This is a genomic window from Prosthecobacter gellanilyticus, from assembly GCF_007992435.1.
Lineage (GTDB): Bacteria > Verrucomicrobiota > Verrucomicrobiia > Verrucomicrobiales > Verrucomicrobiaceae > Prosthecobacter > Prosthecobacter gellanilyticus.
This window is the reverse complement of record NZ_BKAG01000046.1, coordinates 21,183-39,811: the sequence shown is the minus strand read 5'-3', so window position 1 is coordinate 39,811 and position 18,629 is coordinate 21,183. Positions and strand designations below refer to the sequence as shown.

Annotated in this window: 11 protein-coding genes; 1 reads left to right on the top strand and 10 read right to left on the bottom strand. The window is 62.1% G+C overall.

Features of this window, described 5'->3' with window-relative positions; translation table 11 throughout:
- Nucleotides 1-89: 89 nt before the first annotated feature.
- Nucleotides 90-12,902: a beta strand repeat-containing protein gene (locus tag BGE01nite_RS22915; RefSeq protein ID WP_170266991.1), complete on the top strand. Its 12,813-nt coding sequence runs from the start codon at nucleotides 90-92 to the stop codon at nucleotides 12,900-12,902.
- A 299-nt stretch (nucleotides 12,903-13,201) separates the two neighbouring features.
- Here BGE01nite_RS22915 and BGE01nite_RS22910 read toward each other — a convergent pair whose 3' ends face one another.
- The 10 genes from BGE01nite_RS22910 to BGE01nite_RS22865 form a co-directional block, all read right to left on the bottom strand.
- On the bottom strand, nucleotides 13,202-13,564 hold the full coding sequence (locus BGE01nite_RS22910) for a DUF1428 domain-containing protein (protein ID WP_146854090.1): 363 nt from the start codon (nucleotides 13,562-13,564) through the stop codon (nucleotides 13,202-13,204).
- 52 nt (nucleotides 13,565-13,616) lie between these two features.
- A complete protein-coding gene (locus BGE01nite_RS22905; RefSeq protein WP_146854088.1) occupies nucleotides 13,617-13,997 on the bottom strand; it encodes a hypothetical protein in 381 nt (126 codons plus the stop codon).
- 42 nt (nucleotides 13,998-14,039) lie between these two features.
- On the bottom strand, nucleotides 14,040-14,495 hold the full coding sequence (locus tag BGE01nite_RS22900; RefSeq protein ID WP_146854086.1) for an SRPBCC family protein: 456 nt from the start codon (nucleotides 14,493-14,495) through the stop codon (nucleotides 14,040-14,042).
- Nucleotides 14,496-14,591: 96 nt separating this feature from the next.
- Nucleotides 14,592-15,092: a VOC family protein gene (locus BGE01nite_RS22895; protein WP_146854084.1), complete on the bottom strand. Its 501-nt coding sequence runs from the start codon at nucleotides 15,090-15,092 to the stop codon at nucleotides 14,592-14,594.
- A gap of 52 nt (nucleotides 15,093-15,144) precedes the next feature.
- Complete coding sequence (locus BGE01nite_RS22890) at nucleotides 15,145-15,573, bottom strand: VOC family protein (protein WP_146854082.1); 429 nt, start codon at nucleotides 15,571-15,573, stop codon at nucleotides 15,145-15,147.
- 37 nt (nucleotides 15,574-15,610) lie between these two features.
- Nucleotides 15,611-16,048, bottom strand: coding sequence for a VOC family protein (locus BGE01nite_RS22885; RefSeq protein ID WP_146854081.1), 438 nt, complete (start codon nucleotides 16,046-16,048; stop codon nucleotides 15,611-15,613).
- Nucleotides 16,049-16,100: 52 nt separating this feature from the next.
- Entirely contained in the window at nucleotides 16,101-16,586 is a 486-nt protein-coding gene (locus BGE01nite_RS22880; protein WP_146854079.1) for an SRPBCC family protein, read from the bottom strand.
- Nucleotides 16,564-17,487, bottom strand: coding sequence for a helix-turn-helix domain-containing protein (locus BGE01nite_RS22875; protein ID WP_146854077.1), 924 nt, complete (start codon nucleotides 17,485-17,487; stop codon nucleotides 16,564-16,566). Before BGE01nite_RS22875 ends, BGE01nite_RS22880 begins: the two co-directional genes overlap by 23 nt.
- Before the next feature lie 64 nt (nucleotides 17,488-17,551).
- On the bottom strand, nucleotides 17,552-17,806 hold the full coding sequence (locus BGE01nite_RS22870; protein WP_146854075.1) for a hypothetical protein: 255 nt from the start codon (nucleotides 17,804-17,806) through the stop codon (nucleotides 17,552-17,554).
- Nucleotides 17,803-18,573, bottom strand: coding sequence for a DUF899 domain-containing protein (locus tag BGE01nite_RS22865; RefSeq protein WP_146854073.1), 771 nt, complete (start codon nucleotides 18,571-18,573; stop codon nucleotides 17,803-17,805). Before BGE01nite_RS22865 ends, BGE01nite_RS22870 begins: the two co-directional genes overlap by 4 nt.
- Nucleotides 18,574-18,629 lie beyond the last annotated feature (56 nt).

Sequence of the window (18,629 nt, the reverse complement as noted above, 5' to 3'; positions counted from 1 at the left end):
CATCCTGCGTGCTTCCCGGCGCCCCCCTTCCAACTCGCCCCCCAACCATGCCATTTTTCCGACTGTACCGCAGGCTCGTTGCCTCCTTCATGACCCTTCTGCTCGCCTTCTGGCAGATCGTCCAGCCGCTACAAGCAATCACCTATTACTGGGACATCAATGGCACCACGGCCGGCGCGGGCGGTGCCACCCCCACCGGCCTATGGGATGGCGTTAACCTGTTTTTAAACACTGACTCCACCGGCGGTGTGGGCACACTTTCCGCCACGACAAACGCGACGGACATCTTGACCTTCGCCGCAGGCACTGACGCCACAGGCATCTACACGGTGACAGTCGGCGGCACGCAGAGCATCGGCGGGCTGACCTTTGAGGAGGGAACCGTGACGCTCAGCGGGGGAACACTGAACTTCGGCACGACCGCTGCGGCGCTGACGGTGGGAGCCGGGCTGACGGGAACCATTGACTCGATCCTGGCAAACACTTCGGGCGGTTTCACCAAGAGCGGGACCGGAACCTTGGTGCTCAACGGCGTGAACACCTTCACAGGCATCTCCACGATCAGCGCGGGAACGGTGAAACTGGGGAATGCGGCGGCTTTGGGTGCAACGGGCAATCTCAATCACACCATCGTGGCTACTGACGCGATCCTGGACTTGAACGGCCAAACCATCGCCGAGCAGTTCGGGCAGAGCACGACGACCTTCTCGGACGGGTTTGGCAGCGTCACGTCGATCCTGACCAATACCGGTGCGGCGGCGGCCATCACAGGCGACATCAACTTTGATGGCGTTGGTGCCTTCACGGTGAACGGAACGGGAGACATCACCCTCAGCCGCGTTCGCCGTGCCAACGGCACCTCCGGTAACCCGACGATCACCAAGGACGGCACCAACACGCTCATCCTCGCGGGCACAGCGGACAATTCAGCGGCGGCGGTGATCATCAACGCTGGCGTGGTGCAGTTGAACAAGGGTGGTTCGGCCGTGCGGGCGCTGGGCGGTTCCTCCACCATCGGCAGTTCGGGCATCTTGCGCCTGACCACCGGTCAGGCCAATGGCGACCAGATCTTCAGCGGCGTTGACCTGGCCAACAACGGCATCTTCGATCTTCAAGGTCAGGATGAAAGCTTCAACAACATGACCGGCACCGGATTGGTGACCAACGGGGCCACGAGCGACGCCAGTGTGCTTACTTTGGGTGAGAACAGCGGAACCTTCTCCTGGGGCGGTGTCATCCAGGACGGCGCGGGGAGCAGCACACTGGCGCTCACCAAGATGGGCACCGGCGTCATGACCATCACAAACACGAACACCTACACCGGCCCCACGTCGCTGAATGGAACCGGCGGCGGGCTGACCCTGGATTTCGTGACAGCGACTGGAACCTCCAACCTCATCGCCGCAGTTTCAGAGTTAACGATGAACAACACCTCCGCCTCGCGCATTCAGACCCTCACGATCACCGGCGACGCGACCCAGACCAACAGCCAGACCTTCAATGGAACCACTTTTGGTGCCAGCCGTTACCGCGTCGTCGCGACCTCCGGCGCGGGCGGGACAACGAATCTGGTGCTGGGGGCGATCAACTTCGGCACTGCCTTTGTGGATTTTGGCCTGCCGACCTCGGGAGCCATCACCACCACGAATGGCAGTGGGCTGCTCTCGCCGAACATCACGCTGAATAATGGCGCGTCCTACGCGCAGATCAGCGGCGGCCAGATCGTAGCTTTCAATGGCGACCTTGTTTATGTGACTGCCACAAACATCAGCGCCCTGGCAGGCTACACTCCTCAAAGCAACCTGCTGGTGGACAGCACCTCCACAGGTAACGTGATCCAGACAGCAGGCACGACCGTGATCAACACCATCCAAGTCACGGATGCCGCCGCGCGCACCATCGCCATCGGCGCGGGCAATACGCTGCAGCTCGGCAGCATCGGCGGCCTGCTGCGCGGCGCCACCGCAGGCAGTCTGGTCGTGGGAGATGCGGTCAATTCCGGCACCTTGACCACTGGCACTGCCGCAGGAGCGGACCTGATTTTGACCAATGGCAATGCCACCGGCACCCTCACCGTGAACTCCGTCATCGCAAACAATGGGGGCGGTGCGGTGGACCTTGTGATGAATGGAATTGCCGGGGCCACCACCATTCTGACCGGGACGAATACCTACACAGGCACCACAGGGGTGCAGACGGGCGTGCTCCGTCTGGTCAATGGTGCTGGTCTAGGCTCCATCGTCGGCAGCACAAATGTGGCGGAGGGCGCAGCCCTGGAGCTTTCCGGCGGCATCACCGTGGCAGACGAGGCGCTGACCATTTTCGGCACGGGCGTCTCAAGCAATGGTGCGTTGCGCAACCTCAGCGGTACGAACACCTACACGGGTCTCGTCACCGTCGCCGCTGCGACCACGGAGATTCAGGCTGACACCGGAACCACGCTTATTTTTGACCGGCCGGGCATCGGGACAGCCCTCAACACCAACAACGCGAACACGACCTTGGATGCTGCCGGCACCATTACCTTCAACGACGCGATCCTGCTGGCGGGCTCAGCCAACCCCACGCTGACTAAGAGTGGTGTCGGGGCATTGAATCTGACGGTGGCCAATACCTGGACCAGCACGGGCGCCTTCACCATCAGCGCGGGCACGGTGCGTATCAGTGATGGCGGAGCGCTGGGCGGCACATCCGCGGTGACCAGCATTTCGGCCAATGCTGCGCTGGAACTCGTCGGCGGCATCAGCACTAACGAGGCGATTACTCTCAACAGCGCCACTGGTATTTCCACTAACGGAGCCATTCGCAACATCTCTGGAAACAACACCATCACTGGCCTGGTCACGGTGGACAATGCAGCGGGCCGCATCCAGTCGGATGCAGGTCTACTTGTGCTAGCCGGCGGTCTGCGCGGCGATCCCGACAGCACCACGGTGCGCGCGTTGACCATCAGCGGGACCGGCAACATGCATGTGCCCGGCAACATCGTTATCGGCGGCACCAGTGGTGGTCACATTTCTCTAACGAAGATCGGCACGGGAACGCTGACCCTGTCCGGCACCAATGCGTCCACAAGCACCACTTCAGTCACTGGCGGCACACTCATTGTGACCAACGCAGCGGGTTTGGGGGCGGGAGCGGTGACGGTCAGCAATGCGGGACTGAACTACTTCGCCGCCACGGATGCGCCCCTCGCGGTGGCGGGCACCTTGGGCATCACCGGAGGAGCCAGCACTGTCATCGGCGGCTCCATCGGTTCCACCACCACTAGTGCACGAATCAATGTCACAGGCGCGGCGACCATCAGCAACGCTGCCCACCGGGTGAATGTCTATGGCGTCACCGGCACCACTCCTGCTACCGGCACCTACACGCTGATTCAAGGCGGTGCTGGAAGTTCATTGAACCCGGCCGCCGTGCCCACATTGGGAACGGTTTACAACAATAGCAATTTCACGGTCGGAGCACTTTCCCGCACGGCCTCGACCTTGGATGTGGCCATCACCGCACAGACTGCGCTCACTGGGGCCTTCTGGAAGGGCGGTCTCACAGGGGCGACAAACGTGTGGGCCGCCTCCAACGGAACCACGCAAAGTAACTTCGTGGCCACGCTGGGAGGCGCGGACCAAGCCCTCGTTCCCGGAGCGGCGGCGGATGTCACCTTCTCCAACTCGACCATAACGACCGCTCCCACCGCCACGGTGCTCGGCGCGAACATGACAATCAAAACGCTGACCATCGCCGACACGGTCAATGGTCTCGGTCTGAATGCTGATGGCAACACCCTCACCATCACCCCGGCCAGTTCCGCCACCGGTATTACGATGGCTGCCAGCGTCCCAGCCAGCACCATTGCCGCGAATGTGGCCGTCGGGGCCGCGCAGACCTGGACGAACAACTCGACGAACAATCTCACCGTCAGCGGCGTTGTCAGCGGAGCTTTTGGCCTAACAAAGGCGGGCACTGGCACGCTCACTCTCAGCGGAATCAATACTTACAGCGGCGGCACCACTCTTTCCGCAGGCACGCTCATCGCGGCGAACCCGCAGGCACTGGGCCTGGCGACCAATACGCTGACCCTGGCAGGAGGCACCCTGGATCTCGCCATCAACAGCAGCATCCTGGCGAACCCCACCACTATCTCAGGCAACACCACCATCATCTCCAACCGCGCCACGGCCGAAGCGGCCATCACGCACACGCTGGGAACGCTGAGTATCGGGGCCAGCACATTGACGGTCAACGCCGGGGCCAATGTCAGCAGTGGGATCGCAGGTTTGACCTTCGGCGCGACCACCCTCACCGGTGCGCCGACCTTCAATGTGGGGACTGGCGCGAACCTCTCTCTCCCGGTCGTGGCCACAGGGAATTTCGATGTGACCAAGCAGGGAGCGGGCACGCTGACCATCACCGGCGTGAGCACCGGCACGGGGCAGCTCCTGGTCAATGGAGGCACGGCCATCCTCACGAATACCTCCAGATGGATTGGGAACATCAATGTCGGCAGCGGCGGCACCCTCCAGAACATCGGCAGTGGCACTGACTCCATCGGCAACACTGCCACCATCACCGTCCAGTCCGGCGGCGTTTTCGACAATCAACAGACCGGAGTGGAAACAATCGCCGCCTTCAATCTCGCGGGCACTGGCATCGGAGGCACCGGCGCATGGGTGAACAATGCGGCAGGCACGACGGCGGGCACGTTGACCTCCACAGCAGGCATCACCCTCACCTCCAATACATCTGTGGGTGGAGCGGGAAACATTGCCACGGCCAGTGTGATCAGCGGTTCTGGCATGTCCCTGACCAAGGTGGGCAACGGCAGCCTGACTCTGGGAGCTGTTGCAAGCACGTTCGATGGTGGACTTATCGTTGAAGCGGGCACCGTCACTGGCGGTAACAACGTCAACACCTTTGGTGCCAGCACGAACCCCATCACCTTGGGGGCCGGCTCTGGCAACGCCAACGCGACAATCCGCGCGGTCAACAGCTTCGCTTACCTGCAGCCTATCACGGTCGCAGCAGGGAACACAGGCATCGCGTCCATCATCGCGGGAACCACCACGGGGAACGTCAATTTCGCCGGACCCATCACCTTGAACACCCATGATGTCGTCCTTGGCAAGATCGGGACGACAGGTGCCTCGCAATTCACCGGCGGCATCACGGGCACCGGCAATGTGACCATTCTTAACCAGGCCACCACGGGCACGATCACTCTCGCCACAGGCGCGATCAATCCTGTGGGTTCGATCACCCATTCCAGCACCGCCACCGGCACCACCACCATCAGCGCGGACATCGGTTCCAATGTCACCGGCATCACCCAGAATTCCGCCACATCATTGCTCAACCTCACAGGTGCGAACATCGCCTTCACCGGCCCGCTGACGGTGAGCGCGGGGACGCTGAACATGACCGGAGGAGCCACCACGGCACCCACGCTCAGTGCGCTGACCGTGGCCGCAGGCGGCACCTTGAACCTTCTCAACACCACCGGACAGCATTTCAATCTGGGCGCTGGCGCTTTGAACCTCGGAGCAGGCACCGGCACGGCCACCTTGGGCCTGGAGCTCGGCTCCACTGCGGCCTACGACCGCTTCTCGACCTCGGGAACTGCCACCACGGCCAACAACGTGGTGTTCAATCTCCTCAGTCTCACCGGCTTCGGAGTCGGAAACTACGACCTGCTCACCGCAGGCAGCGGCTTGTCCGGAGCCACCTACGGCATCGGCAGCCTCTCTGCAGGCTTCAGTGGTTACACCTTGTCATTGACGGCCTCGAACACCCTGGTGCGCCTGACCGCCACCACGACCACCAATGACCTTTATTGGAACGGCGGCGTCAACACAAGCTGGATGGGGATTTCCGGGATCAACACCAATTTCACCACCGATCTGGCCGGCGCCTCGAATGCCAATGGCACCCCTGGCGTGAACAATAGCGTTATCTTCACCACCAGCATGCAGTCCGGCACCGCCTTGAGCACCACGCTGGACGGTGCCTTCAGCATCAAGGACCTCACCTTCAACAATCAGGTTGGAAGCGGCCCGCTCGGCTCCATCACCATCGCTCCAGGCACCGCCGGCACTCTCACCATCACGCCGGTCGCGTCCACCGCCGGCATTGAAGTTCAAACCGGCGCACCTGCGGCCATCAATCTCACCGCGCCGGTCATTCTCGGTGCGAACCAGACCTGGACGGTGGCAGCGGCCTCAGTGCTGTCCTCCTCCGGCGGCATCAGCGGCACGGGCATCGGTCTGACCAAGGCGGGCGCCGGCATTCTTCAACTCGGGGGCACCAACACCTACACCGGCACCACCACCGTGGACGGCGGCGTCCTTCGCGCCGGGTCGGCCACCGGTTTCGCCCAGAACTCCGCCTATGTCGTCAATGCGGGCGGCACGCTGCGGCTGAACGGCTTCGCCAGCACCATCGCCTCTCTCTCCGGTTCGGGCACGGTGGAAAACAACGCCGCCACGTCGGTCACTTTGAGCATCGGCGGCTCGGCCAGCACCACCTTCAGCGGCACCTTCCAGAACGGTGCTGCGGCAGGCACCCTCAGCCTTTCCAAAGGCGGCACCGGCATGCTGACCCTCAGCGGCACGAACACCTACACCGGCACCACCGCCGTGCCAGGCGGCATCCTCCAGCTCAGCAGCCCCATCGCCACCAACAACCAGGTCAACGTGGGCAGTGGCGCCGGCGGACGCGGCATCCTCCTCATTGGAGCGAACGTCGCCGTCTCCGACATTGATGTGGGCACGAATACCTCGGCCGGTGCCGTTTATCAATCCGCAGGCACTGTCAGCCTCTCGGGGGCGGATGCGAACGGCATCTTCAGCCTGGGTGCGGCCAACACAAGCTACGGCTACTACGAGGTCAGCGGCGGCTCCATCACTTCCAACCGCCTCACCATTGGCAACACCCTCACCAGCGGCAACGGCTACTACCGCCAGACCGGCGGCACGGTGACCATCAACACCAACGTCCTGCCCAGCCACGGTTCCGGCAGCTCGGTGATGGACATCTCGGGCGGACAGTTCACCGGCGGCAACTCCAATTTCGGCATCAACTCAACGGCGGGCAGCAACAACAGCTACGGCGTGATCAACGTGCGCGGCACCGGCACCATGATCCTCCAGAGCACGCTCAATGTGTATCGTGGCAACGCCGCCACCATCGGCTCCACCAGCATCTTCAATCTGGGCGCGGGCGGCACCATCCGCACCATCGCCGGAGGCATCACCAACGGCACCGCCACCGGCGGCTCGGCCAACCTGATGCAGATCAACCTCAATGGCGGCACCATCATCACCAACGCCGCCTCCACCACGCTCATCAGCGTGAACAACACCAACAGCGTGCTCGACACGGCCGCTAATCGCAGCGGCGCTTACGTTTACTCCGGCGGCGTCACGGTGGACACGAATGGCTTGAACTCCACCATCCCCGCCGCCTTGCTCGCTCCTGGAGGTGAAGGCGTGCAGTCCATCGCGGTCGCCACGCAGGGCAGCGGCTATCTCAGCGCCCCCATCGTGCGCATCTCCGGCGGCACCGGATCCGGGGCCACCGCCATCGCCAACATGGTGGATGACGGCACCGGCAACGGCACCTACAAGATCGGCAGTTACACCATCACCAACCCCGGCACCGGCTACCTGAACACCGACGTCCTCACCGTCTCGTTCATCGACAACACCACTGTTTACACCACCCAGGCCACCGTGGGCGCGGTGGCCTTCAACGGCGGCAACACCTCCGGCGGCCTGACCAAGACGGGTGCCGGCATCCTCACGCTCTCAGGCACGAACACTTACGCCGGCAGCACCAACGTCAACGCCGGCACTCTCACCCTCGGCGCCAACAACGTCCTGGCCGATGCCAGTAGTGTGACAGTCAACGGCGGCATCTTTGACATCAACACCCGCACTGACACCGTGGGCACGGTCACCTTGCAGAACGGCAGCATCACCGGAACCACCGGCGTCCTCACCTCCGCCGCCAGCTTCGATCTGCAGGATGGCACGGTCAGCGCCATCCTCGCCGGAACTGCCGGGGTCAACAAGACCACGTCCGGCGTCGTCACCCTCAGCGGCGTGAACACCTTCAGCGGCGTGGTCAATGTCGCCGGTGGCACGCTGAACTTCGCCTCCAGCAGCAATATTGGCAATGCCTCCGCCACCAACGACATCACTCTCTCCGGCGGAACACTGCGCTTCACTCCGGCCGGCACCACGCTGGATCTGACCGCCAACCGCCAGATCACTCTCGCCACCGGCACCACCAGCACGATCGACGTCGTCGTGAGCACCAGCACCGTGCAGGCCACCGGCGGCATTCTCACCGCCGGACCCGCCAACCTCGTCAAAACCGGTGCCGGCAGCCTCCAGGTCACCGGAGCGATCAATTTGAACGGCGGCAATCTCACCGTCAGCGATGGCCTCATGCAGGCCGGGCTGGCCGCCACGGGCATCGGAGCCCTTTCAGTCGCCAGTGGCGCCACATTGAACCTCTACGACGGCACCGCCACCTCCACCGCGCTCACGGGCCTCACGCTCGGCAGCGGCAGCATGCTCGGTTTCGACCTCAACGCCCCCATGGTGAACGACATGCTCAATGTCACCGGCAGTGCGGCCGTCAGCCCGGTGATTTCGCTCAACTTCAACAACCTCGGCGGACTCGCCGTGGGTAACTACGACCTCATCAATGTCACCAGCGGCACGCTCAACGCGTCGGCCTTCACGCTGGGCCTCGCGCCCTCCGGCTTCAACTACAGCTTCAGCACCGTCAACAGCAACCAGACACTGCGTCTGACGGCCAGCACGCTGAGCCTGCGCTACTGGCAGGGAGATGAGACACCCGGCGGCAGTTCCTGGAGCACCTTGAATGGTGCCGGCCCCTTCACCACCAACTGGGCCACCAACGCCGCCGGCACCACTGATCTCGGCGCGCTGCCTTCCGCCACGGACACGCTGGTCTTCAGCACCACGAACGCCACGGGACCGGTCATCACCACCACGCTCGACGGTAACTTCTCCGCAGACAGTCTTCAGTTCACATCCAACCCCGCTGGCGTGAATTCCGTGACGATCAATCAAGGCACCAGTGGCACGCTCACCCTCTCGCCGCTCAGCGCCAACAACGGCATTTCCGTCGCCACTAACGCCGGAGCCATCACCATCGGTGCTCCGGTGGTCGCCGCGACGACCCAGACCTGGGAAGTCATCGGCGGCGGCGCCAACGGTTCCTCGCTGACAGTTGGCGGTAACGTCACCTTCACCGGCAGCATGACCAAGACCGGCGCGGGCACCCTGACGCTCAGCGGGACTAACTCCGGCGGTGGCGGTGTCAATCTCGTGGCTGGCACTCTCAACCTCAACAGCGCCACCGCGCTGGGCACGGGCACCTTCACGGTTGAAGCCGGAACCACCTTCACCAACGGCAGCGCCGGGGCTCTGACACTGACCCCCAACAACACCCAGGTCTGGAACGGCGGCTTCACGTTTGGCGGCACGCAGAATCTCAACCTCGGCACCGGAGGCGTGACCATGGGCGGCAATGTGACCGCCACAGTCAGCAACACACTCACAGTGGGCGGCGTGATCGATGACGGAACCTCCGCCTATGTGCTGACCAAGGCTGGCACCGGAACGCTGGTGCTTAACGGAGCGAACGGCTACGACGGGCTGACCAACCTCACCGCAGGCACCCTGACTCTCGCCGGAAACAATTCCGGAGCGGCGGGCGGTGTCACCATGGCTGCCAGCACCACGCTGAACATCGCCCATGTCGGCGCCCTCGGCACCGGTGTCTTCACGATCAATGGCGGCACCTTCAACAACACCACGGGCGGGGCCGTGACCCTGGCCACCAACAACGCCCAGAGCTGGGCTGGCGCCTTCACCTTCACCGGTAGCAACAGCCTCAACCTTGGCACAGGCCTCGTCACGCTCGACGCCGCCTCCACGGCGACTGTCAGCGCCAACACCCTGACCGTGGCTGGCGGCATCACCGGCGGCTTTGGCCTCACCAAGGCCGGAACAGGCACTCTCGTGCTCTCCGGGCTGAGCAGCGTGGCCGCCAGCAACTTCTCCGGTGCCCTCACCCTCGACAACGGCATCACCAACATCACCAGCGACGCCTCCCTCGCTGGCGGTCTGATTTTCGGCGCCACTTCCACGAGCAGCACGCCCGCCACGCTGAATCTGGCTTCCAACAACCTCACCATCACCGGGCTGACCTCCCAGACCAACACGCCCACGGCCAATGTGATCAATATCGGCTCGGGCAAAACGCTCACCACCACTGGCAATGTCATCATCGGCAACTCAGGCACCTCCACCGGCGGCAGCCGTCTCAACGTGGCCGGCGCTGGAACCTGGAATGTCACGGCCCCCGGACTCACCTTCCGCGTCGGCGGCAGTGCCAACAGCGTCACCGCCCAGCCCAACACGCTGGACATGAGCTCACTGGCGACCTTCACCGCCGATCTCGGCAGCGCCGGTGCATTCCGCCTCGGCAGCTCGGACATCGTAGGCTCAAGCAACGACACATCTACGAACGTGCTGCTGGCCACCGACAGCACCATCAAGGCAGGCACCCTCGACATTGGCGGAAACACGGTTCATGGCAACAATGCCGGACAGTTCAACACGATCACGATGGGCACCGGCCTCACCACGATCAATGCCAGCTCCATCGATCTGGGCGGCCGCGACAGCGGCACCGGGGCACGGCGCGCCAGCGGCCAGTTGAACTTCGCCCACGCCACCAACGGTAGCGTCATCATCCGCGCCTATGACGGCACCAGCGCCGCCGCCCTCAACATGGTCAATACCAGCGGCTCCACCAATGCCGGCAACACCGCTGTCCTTTCCCTGGCCGGCCACAACGCCGATGTGCTCCTAAGCACGCTGACGATGGCCTCCCGCACGTCGACTGCCACCGCGAACACCGCAGTCTCCACGGCCACCCTGACCTTTGATGCCGGGAATTTCACCGTCACCGGCAACACCGTGATGAGCAATCGCGGCGGCAGTTCGCTCACCACGGGCGACACGGTTTCCAGCGCCACCTTCGGCGGCGGCACCACCAGCTTTGCCACTGTGACGATGAGTAACAACTCCAACACCACAGCAGCATCCGCCGGGGTGGCTCTTTCCACCCTCACGTTCAATGGTGCCGGCACCAACAGCATCACCACGCTCAACATGGGCACCAGCACGATCACCGGCGCTACGGCGATCAATGACGCCACCGAAGCCGCGGTCACCAAGTCCACGCTGAACGTCGCGGGCACGGCTGGTCTAACCATCGGCACCCTGAACATGGCGGTGAACTCGTCTGCCGCCACGGTCGTCGCCGCCACCAACGCAATTTCCACCATCAACATCAGCGGCGGAGCCCTGAACGTGACTGGAAACATCAGCATGGGCAACACCACGGCCAACGCGGTGAACATCATCAACAACACCCTCAATCTCACCGGCGGGTTGCTCACCGTTGGTGGCAACATCGCCTACACCAACGGCGTCGGCACGGAAAACGCGGTTATCAACCTGCAGGGAGGCACGCTCGACATGACGGCGGGCAGCATCGGAGCTGCCAGCGCGTTGATCACTTTCAACGCCCAGAGCGGCACCCTCCAAAACCTCGCTGAGCTCAATGGCGGCGCTGGTCTCACCAAGACCACGGCCAGCACGCTCATCCTGGAAGGCACCAACACCTACACCGGCGGCACCACCATCAGCGCCGGCACTCTCCAGGTCGGCAGCGGCTCCACCACCGGCACCCTCGGCAGCGGCACCGTGACAAACAACGCCACCCTCACCGTCAACCGCAGCAACTCCTACACGGTCAGCAACACCATCAACGGCAGCGGTGCCTTCATCCAGGCAGGCAGCGGCACCACCATCCTCACCGCTGACAATGGCTACGCCGGCACCACCACCATCAGCGCTGGCACGCTCCAGCTGGGTGATGGCGGCACCACCGGTGCACTCGCCACCAGCAGCACCATCACCAACAACGGCAGCTTCGTCATCAACCGCAGCAACGCCGTGGTGCAGGGCACCCACTTCAGCGGCTCCGCCATCACCGGCTCCGGCAGCTTCGTGCAGGCTGGCGCTGGCACCACCACGCTCACCGCCGCCAACACCTACGCCGGTGTCACCACCGTCAGCGCAGGTGCTCTGCAGGTCGGTTCCAGCGGCGTCGGCCAGACCGGTACAGGCGCAGTCACCGTGATGAATGGTGGCACGCTGCTCGGCTCCGGCTTGGTGCGCGGCAGCAGCTTCATCGCCCAGAGTGGCTCCACCATTCATGCGGGAGATTCCACCGCAGTCGGCAGCCTTGGCACCCTGGCCTTCAGTCCAGCCGCCGCCATCGGCAGCTTTGACTTCCAGTCCGGCAGCAACCTCCTCCTCGGCATCTCCACCCCGAACGTCACCGATGCCACCTACGGCGGCAACGAACTGGGTTCAGCCGGTTACAATGCCTGGGTGGACAGCTTCAGCACCGGCCTTGGCAGCGGCAGCCATGATCTCCTGACCTTCAATGCCAGCACCAGCGGCACGCTCACCTTCAGTGGTAACATCAGCGTCAGCGGCACCGCCTTCACCCCTGCCCTCGGCCAGGTCTTCAATCTCATCGACTGGAGCGCTCTCATCTCCACGAACTTCAGTTCCTTCAGCTTCGGCAACAACTACCGTGATGGCACCGCTGACAATGGCTCGCAGTTCGACCTGCCTGACATCAGCGCCAGCGGCTATGCCTGGGACATCAGCCGCTTCGCCACATCCGGCTCCGTCGTCGTCGTCGCCATCCCCGAACCCTCCCGGATGCTGCTCATCGCCTTCGCCCTCGCCGCCATGTTCTTCCGCCGCCGCCGGCAGGATTGAGCGTGAAGGTGGCGAGCCCCTGATTTACCCACAAGTTCTGCGAGCCGCACATGGCCCTATATGGACTGCGGCAGCCCTGCTGCCGCTTTCTCCAGGCCAGCCCTGCTGGCCGTCGCCAACACAGAAATGTCAGGCGTTGAATCGGGGCTTTTCCCCCCGGCAGCTCGGCTGCCCAACACTATAGCGGCAGCAGGCTGCCGCAGTCCATGTCGCTCTCGCGCGCACCAAGATCCCCCCAACAAAAAGCGTGCCGAACGCATACTTCAATGCACCCGGCACGCCTTAAAACGCTGTCACGCTCACCCTTCCACCATCACCTTGAACCCACCGTAGGCCATGCGCTTGCACTCAAAGATGCCCTTGGTCTCCTCACACATGCCTTGGATGCGTGGATCGGCCATGATGGCCTTGTTCGCCTTGTCCCGGTCCTTGCGTGACTTGAAGACGGCCCAGGAAAACACCACCACCTCGTCCGGCTTGGTCTTCACCAGCTTTGGAAAGGGGGTCATGTGTTCCGCCTCCATGTCGTCGCCCACGCATTCAAAGTAGGCCAGCGCTCCGTGCTCCATCCAGATCTTGGAGGCCTTCTTCGCGACCTTCTTGTAACGGTCAAGGTTATCCTTCGGCACGGGCAGTACAAATCCGTCAACGTAGTTGGGCATGATGTGATCTCCTTGGTTGGTTGTTTTGTTGGTTAGACTGAAGAGCGAGTGATCAGGCCACGAGCGCCTTCCAGCGCGCGCGCTCCACCCACAGCAGGAACAGTGAAAGCGCCGCAATCCCCAGCAGCATGGGCTGGAAGATGCCGTCCTTGGCCACGAACTGATGGAATGCCACGATGTTCACGATCACCGGGCCAAGGAAGAGCAGGCCGATGTTTCGTGTCTTCGGAACCAGCACCATCAGGCCGCCCAGCAGCTCCACAATCTTCACCATCGTCATGTAACCCGTGGGCCCGACGGCGGTCATAAAATGATAGGGTGGCGTGTCCTTCGGGATCTCCGGCATGGGAGCGAGTTTGAAAAGGACCATGGAGGCGGACATGATGAACAATCCTCCGAGAAGGATTCCGGCGATGGCGGCTGCGATTTTCATAAGTAGTTAGGTGTGTCTGAGGTTGGGAGAGCAAAAAGAAAGTCAAGACTGGCCGAGGTGCGCCTGCAGGCGGTCAAAGTTCTCGCCATTGGCGGCGGTGATGAAGCGGCCGATTTTCATCACCTCTTCCTCGGTCTTGAATCGCATTCGCCAGGTGAGGCGGCTGCCTGCGCCCTCCTCGTCCAGGGTCATCGTCATCTGAAACCAGTGCACCGGCTCCAGATGCTCAAGCACAATGCGCGCAGGCTTCTCGATCTCGAGGAAGCGTGACACGTTCGCGTACTTGGCCCCTTCTGGAGCATGCATGGTGAAGCGCCAGGAGCCTCCGGGCTGGAACTCGAAGACTTCAAAGGTGTTGGTAAAGCCCTGCGGCCCCCACCACTGCTGGAGGCGCTGGGGATCACTGAAGGCCTCAAAGAGCTGTTCGCAGGTAGCGTCAAACACGCGGGTGCTGACGATCTCGTTGCCCTCGGCCGGGAGAATAGTTTGCTGAGGCATGGTTCGGGAGTTTTGACGGTTTTGAATAACGACTCAGGTTCCCGCGCGGATGCCAGGGTCGTCAAAAACGCTACACGAAAGGGAAAAGGCGGTCGGTTACGACCCCTCGGCAGCCTTCCGGAGAGTGGCGATGTCCAGCTTCACCATCGTGAACATCGCCTGCATCATGCGGGAGCAGGCACCGGGATCATTCTGGACCAGGATTTCCGTCATCTCGATCGGCACGATCTGCCACGAGAGGCCAAATTTGTCCCGAAGCCAGCCGCACTGGGATTCCTGGCCGCCACCCGCGAGCAGCGCTTCCCAGTAGCAGTCAATCTCCTCTTGGTCCTTGCAATTCACGACCAGGGAGATGGCTTCCGTGAAGGGGAAGTCCGGCCCACCGTTCAGCGCGGTGTAGAGCTGGCCGAAGAGCTCGAAGTCCAGCGTCAGCAACGTACCTGCCGGGGGCAGCGTCGGTGCCCCTTCGGAACCGGAGGGCACATCGGGGTAGTAGGTCTTGCGCAGAACCTTGAGGTCCTTGAACACCGAGCGGTAAAACTCCACCGCCTCCTGAGCGCTGTTGCTGAACCACAGACAGGGATTGATCCTTTGCATAAGGAGGGCGGTGGAGGTTGTAGTTTTTGTTTTCTTCAGGATGGCAGGCCGGTCATGGCTCGACCGGGATCACATTGATCATCCAGCCCATGCCGAACTTGTCCTTCAGCATGCCGAAGCGCGGTGACCAGAAGGTCTTGCCCAGCGGCATGGTGACCTCGCCGCCTTCGGCCAGCGCGTTGAAATACTTGTCTGCCTCCGCCTCGGTGCCGAGAGCGAGTGAAAGTGAGAAACCGGCAAAGGCCTGCGCCTCACCACAGCCATCCGAAGCCATGATCATCGTGTCGCCCACGTGGAAGCTGGCGTGCATGATCTTGTTTTCATGCCCTGGAGGAAGCTGCATCTCCGTGCACGGCTCCGGGCTGTCGCTGAAGCGCATGACCATGTCCACCTTCGCACCGAGGGCGGTCTTGTAAAACTCGAGAGCTTCCTCACAGTTGCCATTGAAGAAGAGATAGGATTGAACAACGGGTTTCGACATAGATTTGTTGTGTTTGATGTTAGGCTTGAAGGGTGAATCACTTGGGCTGGCTGCAGTTGACCATCCACTGGATGCCGAACTTGTCCGAGAAGGAGCCGAAGTAGGCGCCCCAGAACATGTCTTGCAGCGGCATCTCCACCTTGCCTCCTGCGGACAGCTCGTTGAAGAGGCGTTCAGCCTCCTCACGGGTATCTGGCTCGAGGTTGATGTAGACATTCGTGCCCGGCTTGCAGTTAAAACCCATGGACTCCGGCGCGTCCGTGCCCATCAGCACGTGCTCTCCCAGAGTCGGCAGGCCGATGTGCATGACCAGGTTCTTGTCCTCCTCAGCGGCAGGCGGACAGTCCGGACTCGGCGGGATGTCACCGAAGCGGGCGATGGGGCAGACATACTCCGTTTTGAAAACGGTCTTGTAAAAGGCAAAGGCCTCCTCCGTGCAACGAGGGAAGTTCAGGTAGGTGCTGACGCGTGCCATGATGTTGGTTAGGTAACGAGTTTTAGGTGGGGGTGAAGTGGACCGGGCTTGCTTAGTTGCTCATGAGTTCCACAAGCTGGTCAAAGGCCGCGCTCCAGCCGTCCTTGAAGCCCATGGCGGCGTGTTTCTCGCAGGCCTCCTTGGTCCAGTGCACGGCGCGGGCAGTGTAGCGGGTCTTTCCCGAGGGCAAGACCTCGAAGGTGACAATGCCGGTGAAGAACAGATTGGGATTCGGCTCCCAGTTCGCCTTGTAGGCATCGGTGAAGACAATCTTTTTGTTCGGCACGATCTCGAGATACACGCCCTCATTGGGGAAGCTCTCGCCGTTCGGGCCGCACATGGTCATCTTGCTGTAGCCACCGGCGCGCAAGTCCATCTCGACATCCTTCACATACCAGGGTTTCGGGCAAAACCACTGCGGGTAAAGCTCCGGCGTGGTCCAGCCGGCATACAGTTTCTCAGGCGGCACATCCGTTTCACGGACGAGCACGAGTTCGCGTTCCGAAAGAGAAGATTCAACAGGTGTGGGCGGTGGCATGAGGATGGGGATCTGGGGTTGGGGAAGATTCGTGAATATTCTCCGTCACTGAGACGGGGATGGGACACATCTTGGTGCGCTCCATCACGGGCACGTGGTGCATGTCAGACCCACGCAGCCGCGCATAGGCGCTCGGCGTGAGACCGGTGAAGGCCTTGAAGTCACGGATGAAATGCGCCTGGTCACTGTAGCCGCTGTCAAAGGCCACGTCTGACCAGTCCGGCCGCGTCTGCGCATGCACCTGCTTTAGCGCGGACTGAAAGCGTCTGACACGCGCATACACCTTTGGTGTGAGGCCTGTGTGATTGGAGAAGACATCAATGAAATGCCGTGAGCTCAAACCAATCTCACTGGCGAGGTTCGCCAGATTCACCTTCGGAGCCTCCACATCCAGCCGGCGCAGCGCTGCCAGCACAGCCGGATGTGTCTGTCGCGAGTGCGGCATGCGCTCCAGCAAGGCCTGCTCCAGAGCCAGCAGTTTGCCCTGCGGTGTGTGAGCTTCCGCCACGCGGCTGCGAAAGGCATCGGCCGCGCCTTCGCCCCACACATCATGCAGCGGCACGTCCAGATCGCGCAGCTCATCCACCGGCATGCCAAACATCGCATGCGCACCACCCGGCAGAAAATGCACACCCATGATCTCCAGCTGCTGCGCCGTGTCCACGATCTGCACCTCCTGTCTCGGTCCGGCGAGGATCACCCCGCGCAGCTTCTTCTGCAGCCGGAAAGTCTCCGGGTGATAGCAGCGCAGCACGTCCTCACGCAGATTGATCACCATCTCCACACGTCCGCTGGGCAGCACACGCTCCAGCTGATGCGGCGGTTGATACCCCGAATACAGCCAAAGCACCTCCACCGCATGGGAGAGCGGAGCTCGCGGGCGATGGGTGAGGTAAATCATGGCGCAGAAAATTTCTACAGGCGGCTCTCGGGCAGGTATTGAACAAAATTGACCTCGCAACAGATCAGCCGGGACGCATCAGGAGCTGACGAACGAGGAAGAAAGTCACAAGCACGACACACAGCAGGATCACGCCCCCGTGAAGAGCCGTGGCCGTGGAGGTGGTCACACCAATGCCTAACAAAAGGCTGATCCACGCGGCGAGGCAGAGGGGACACTTCGGCATGAGCGCCAGCACCACTCCCGGGATGATCCAGCCGGCGCCGTTTTTCACGGCGCGCGCGGTCTTCTCACGCGAACAGTGGCAGGGCGCACTCATGCGGCTTTGCTCTCGGAGTTGCAGCCGCAGCAGGACTTCGCCGCATGACGGCCGTCATCCTCATAGCGGTCATGGCGCTTCACCCAGTCCATGAGATTACCGTTCTTGTTCTCCTGGCGGCCCTTCGGTGTCATGTCGATGAACGAGTACGCGCCGAGGATGGCCTCGCCCCCGCGGCCGAAGGACGAATAAGTGTGGTAGACCTCTCCGTTCTCGTCTTTGTAAAAGATGCTCATGCCCGGCAGCTCTTCCGTGTCCTCACCAGCATCGATGGTCTCGAGATTGTAGGTGATCTTGCCGTCCTTCACACGCTCCGCCGGAAAGGAGACATTGAAGTCATAGTTGAAGTCCGTGTTGGCCGAGGAAACCCAGCGAAACTTCCAGCCCATGCGCTTCCTGTATTCCTGCAGCTTTTCCAGCGGACCGCGAGACACTGCCACGAAGGACAGGTCATGATGCTCAAAATGCTGGCGTGCTCCGTCCACATGATCGCAAAGGAACGAGCACCCCGTGCAGCCTTCCTCCCAGTCCGGGCCGAACATAAAGTGATACACGAAAAGCTGGCTGCGCCCGTCGAAAAGATCCGCGAGCGAGACTTTTCCTTCCGTGCTTTCAAAAACGTAGTTCTGGGTGATCTTCACCCACGGCAGTTCACGGCGCTGACGGGCGATCTCATCGCCCTTGCGGCTGTGCTCTTTCTCTTTCGCCAGCAGCGCCTTGGCGGCGTTCTGCCATTCTTCCTGGGACACGACGGAATGCGGTTTCATAAGATTCAGATGACGATGGTTTGATTGAGTTCAGTGATGGAAGCGGATGGATCTCC

Excerpts from the sequence above, each read along its gene's own strand:
- BGE01nite_RS22915 (WP_170266991.1), top strand. The coding sequence starts at position 90 with ATGACCCTTCTGCTCGCCTTCTGGCAGATCGTCCAGCCGCTACAAGCA.
- BGE01nite_RS22910 (WP_146854090.1), bottom strand. The coding sequence starts at position 13,564 with ATGCCCAACTACGTTGACGGATTTGTACTGCCCGTGCCGAAGGATAAC.
- BGE01nite_RS22905 (WP_146854088.1), bottom strand. The coding sequence starts at position 13,997 with ATGAAAATCGCAGCCGCCATCGCCGGAATCCTTCTCGGAGGATTGTTC.
- BGE01nite_RS22900 (WP_146854086.1), bottom strand. The coding sequence starts at position 14,495 with ATGCCTCAGCAAACTATTCTCCCGGCCGAGGGCAACGAGATCGTCAGC.
- BGE01nite_RS22895 (WP_146854084.1), bottom strand. The coding sequence starts at position 15,092 with ATGCAAAGGATCAATCCCTGTCTGTGGTTCAGCAACAGCGCTCAGGAG.
- BGE01nite_RS22890 (WP_146854082.1), bottom strand. The coding sequence starts at position 15,573 with ATGTCGAAACCCGTTGTTCAATCCTATCTCTTCTTCAATGGCAACTGT.
- BGE01nite_RS22885 (WP_146854081.1), bottom strand. The coding sequence starts at position 16,048 with ATGGCACGCGTCAGCACCTACCTGAACTTCCCTCGTTGCACGGAGGAG.
- BGE01nite_RS22880 (WP_146854079.1), bottom strand. The coding sequence starts at position 16,586 with ATGCCACCGCCCACACCTGTTGAATCTTCTCTTTCGGAACGCGAACTC.
- BGE01nite_RS22875 (WP_146854077.1), bottom strand. The coding sequence starts at position 17,487 with ATGATTTACCTCACCCATCGCCCGCGAGCTCCGCTCTCCCATGCGGTG.
- BGE01nite_RS22870 (WP_146854075.1), bottom strand. The coding sequence starts at position 17,806 with ATGAGTGCGCCCTGCCACTGTTCGCGTGAGAAGACCGCGCGCGCCGTG.
- BGE01nite_RS22865 (WP_146854073.1), bottom strand. The coding sequence starts at position 18,573 with ATGAAACCGCATTCCGTCGTGTCCCAGGAAGAATGGCAGAACGCCGCC.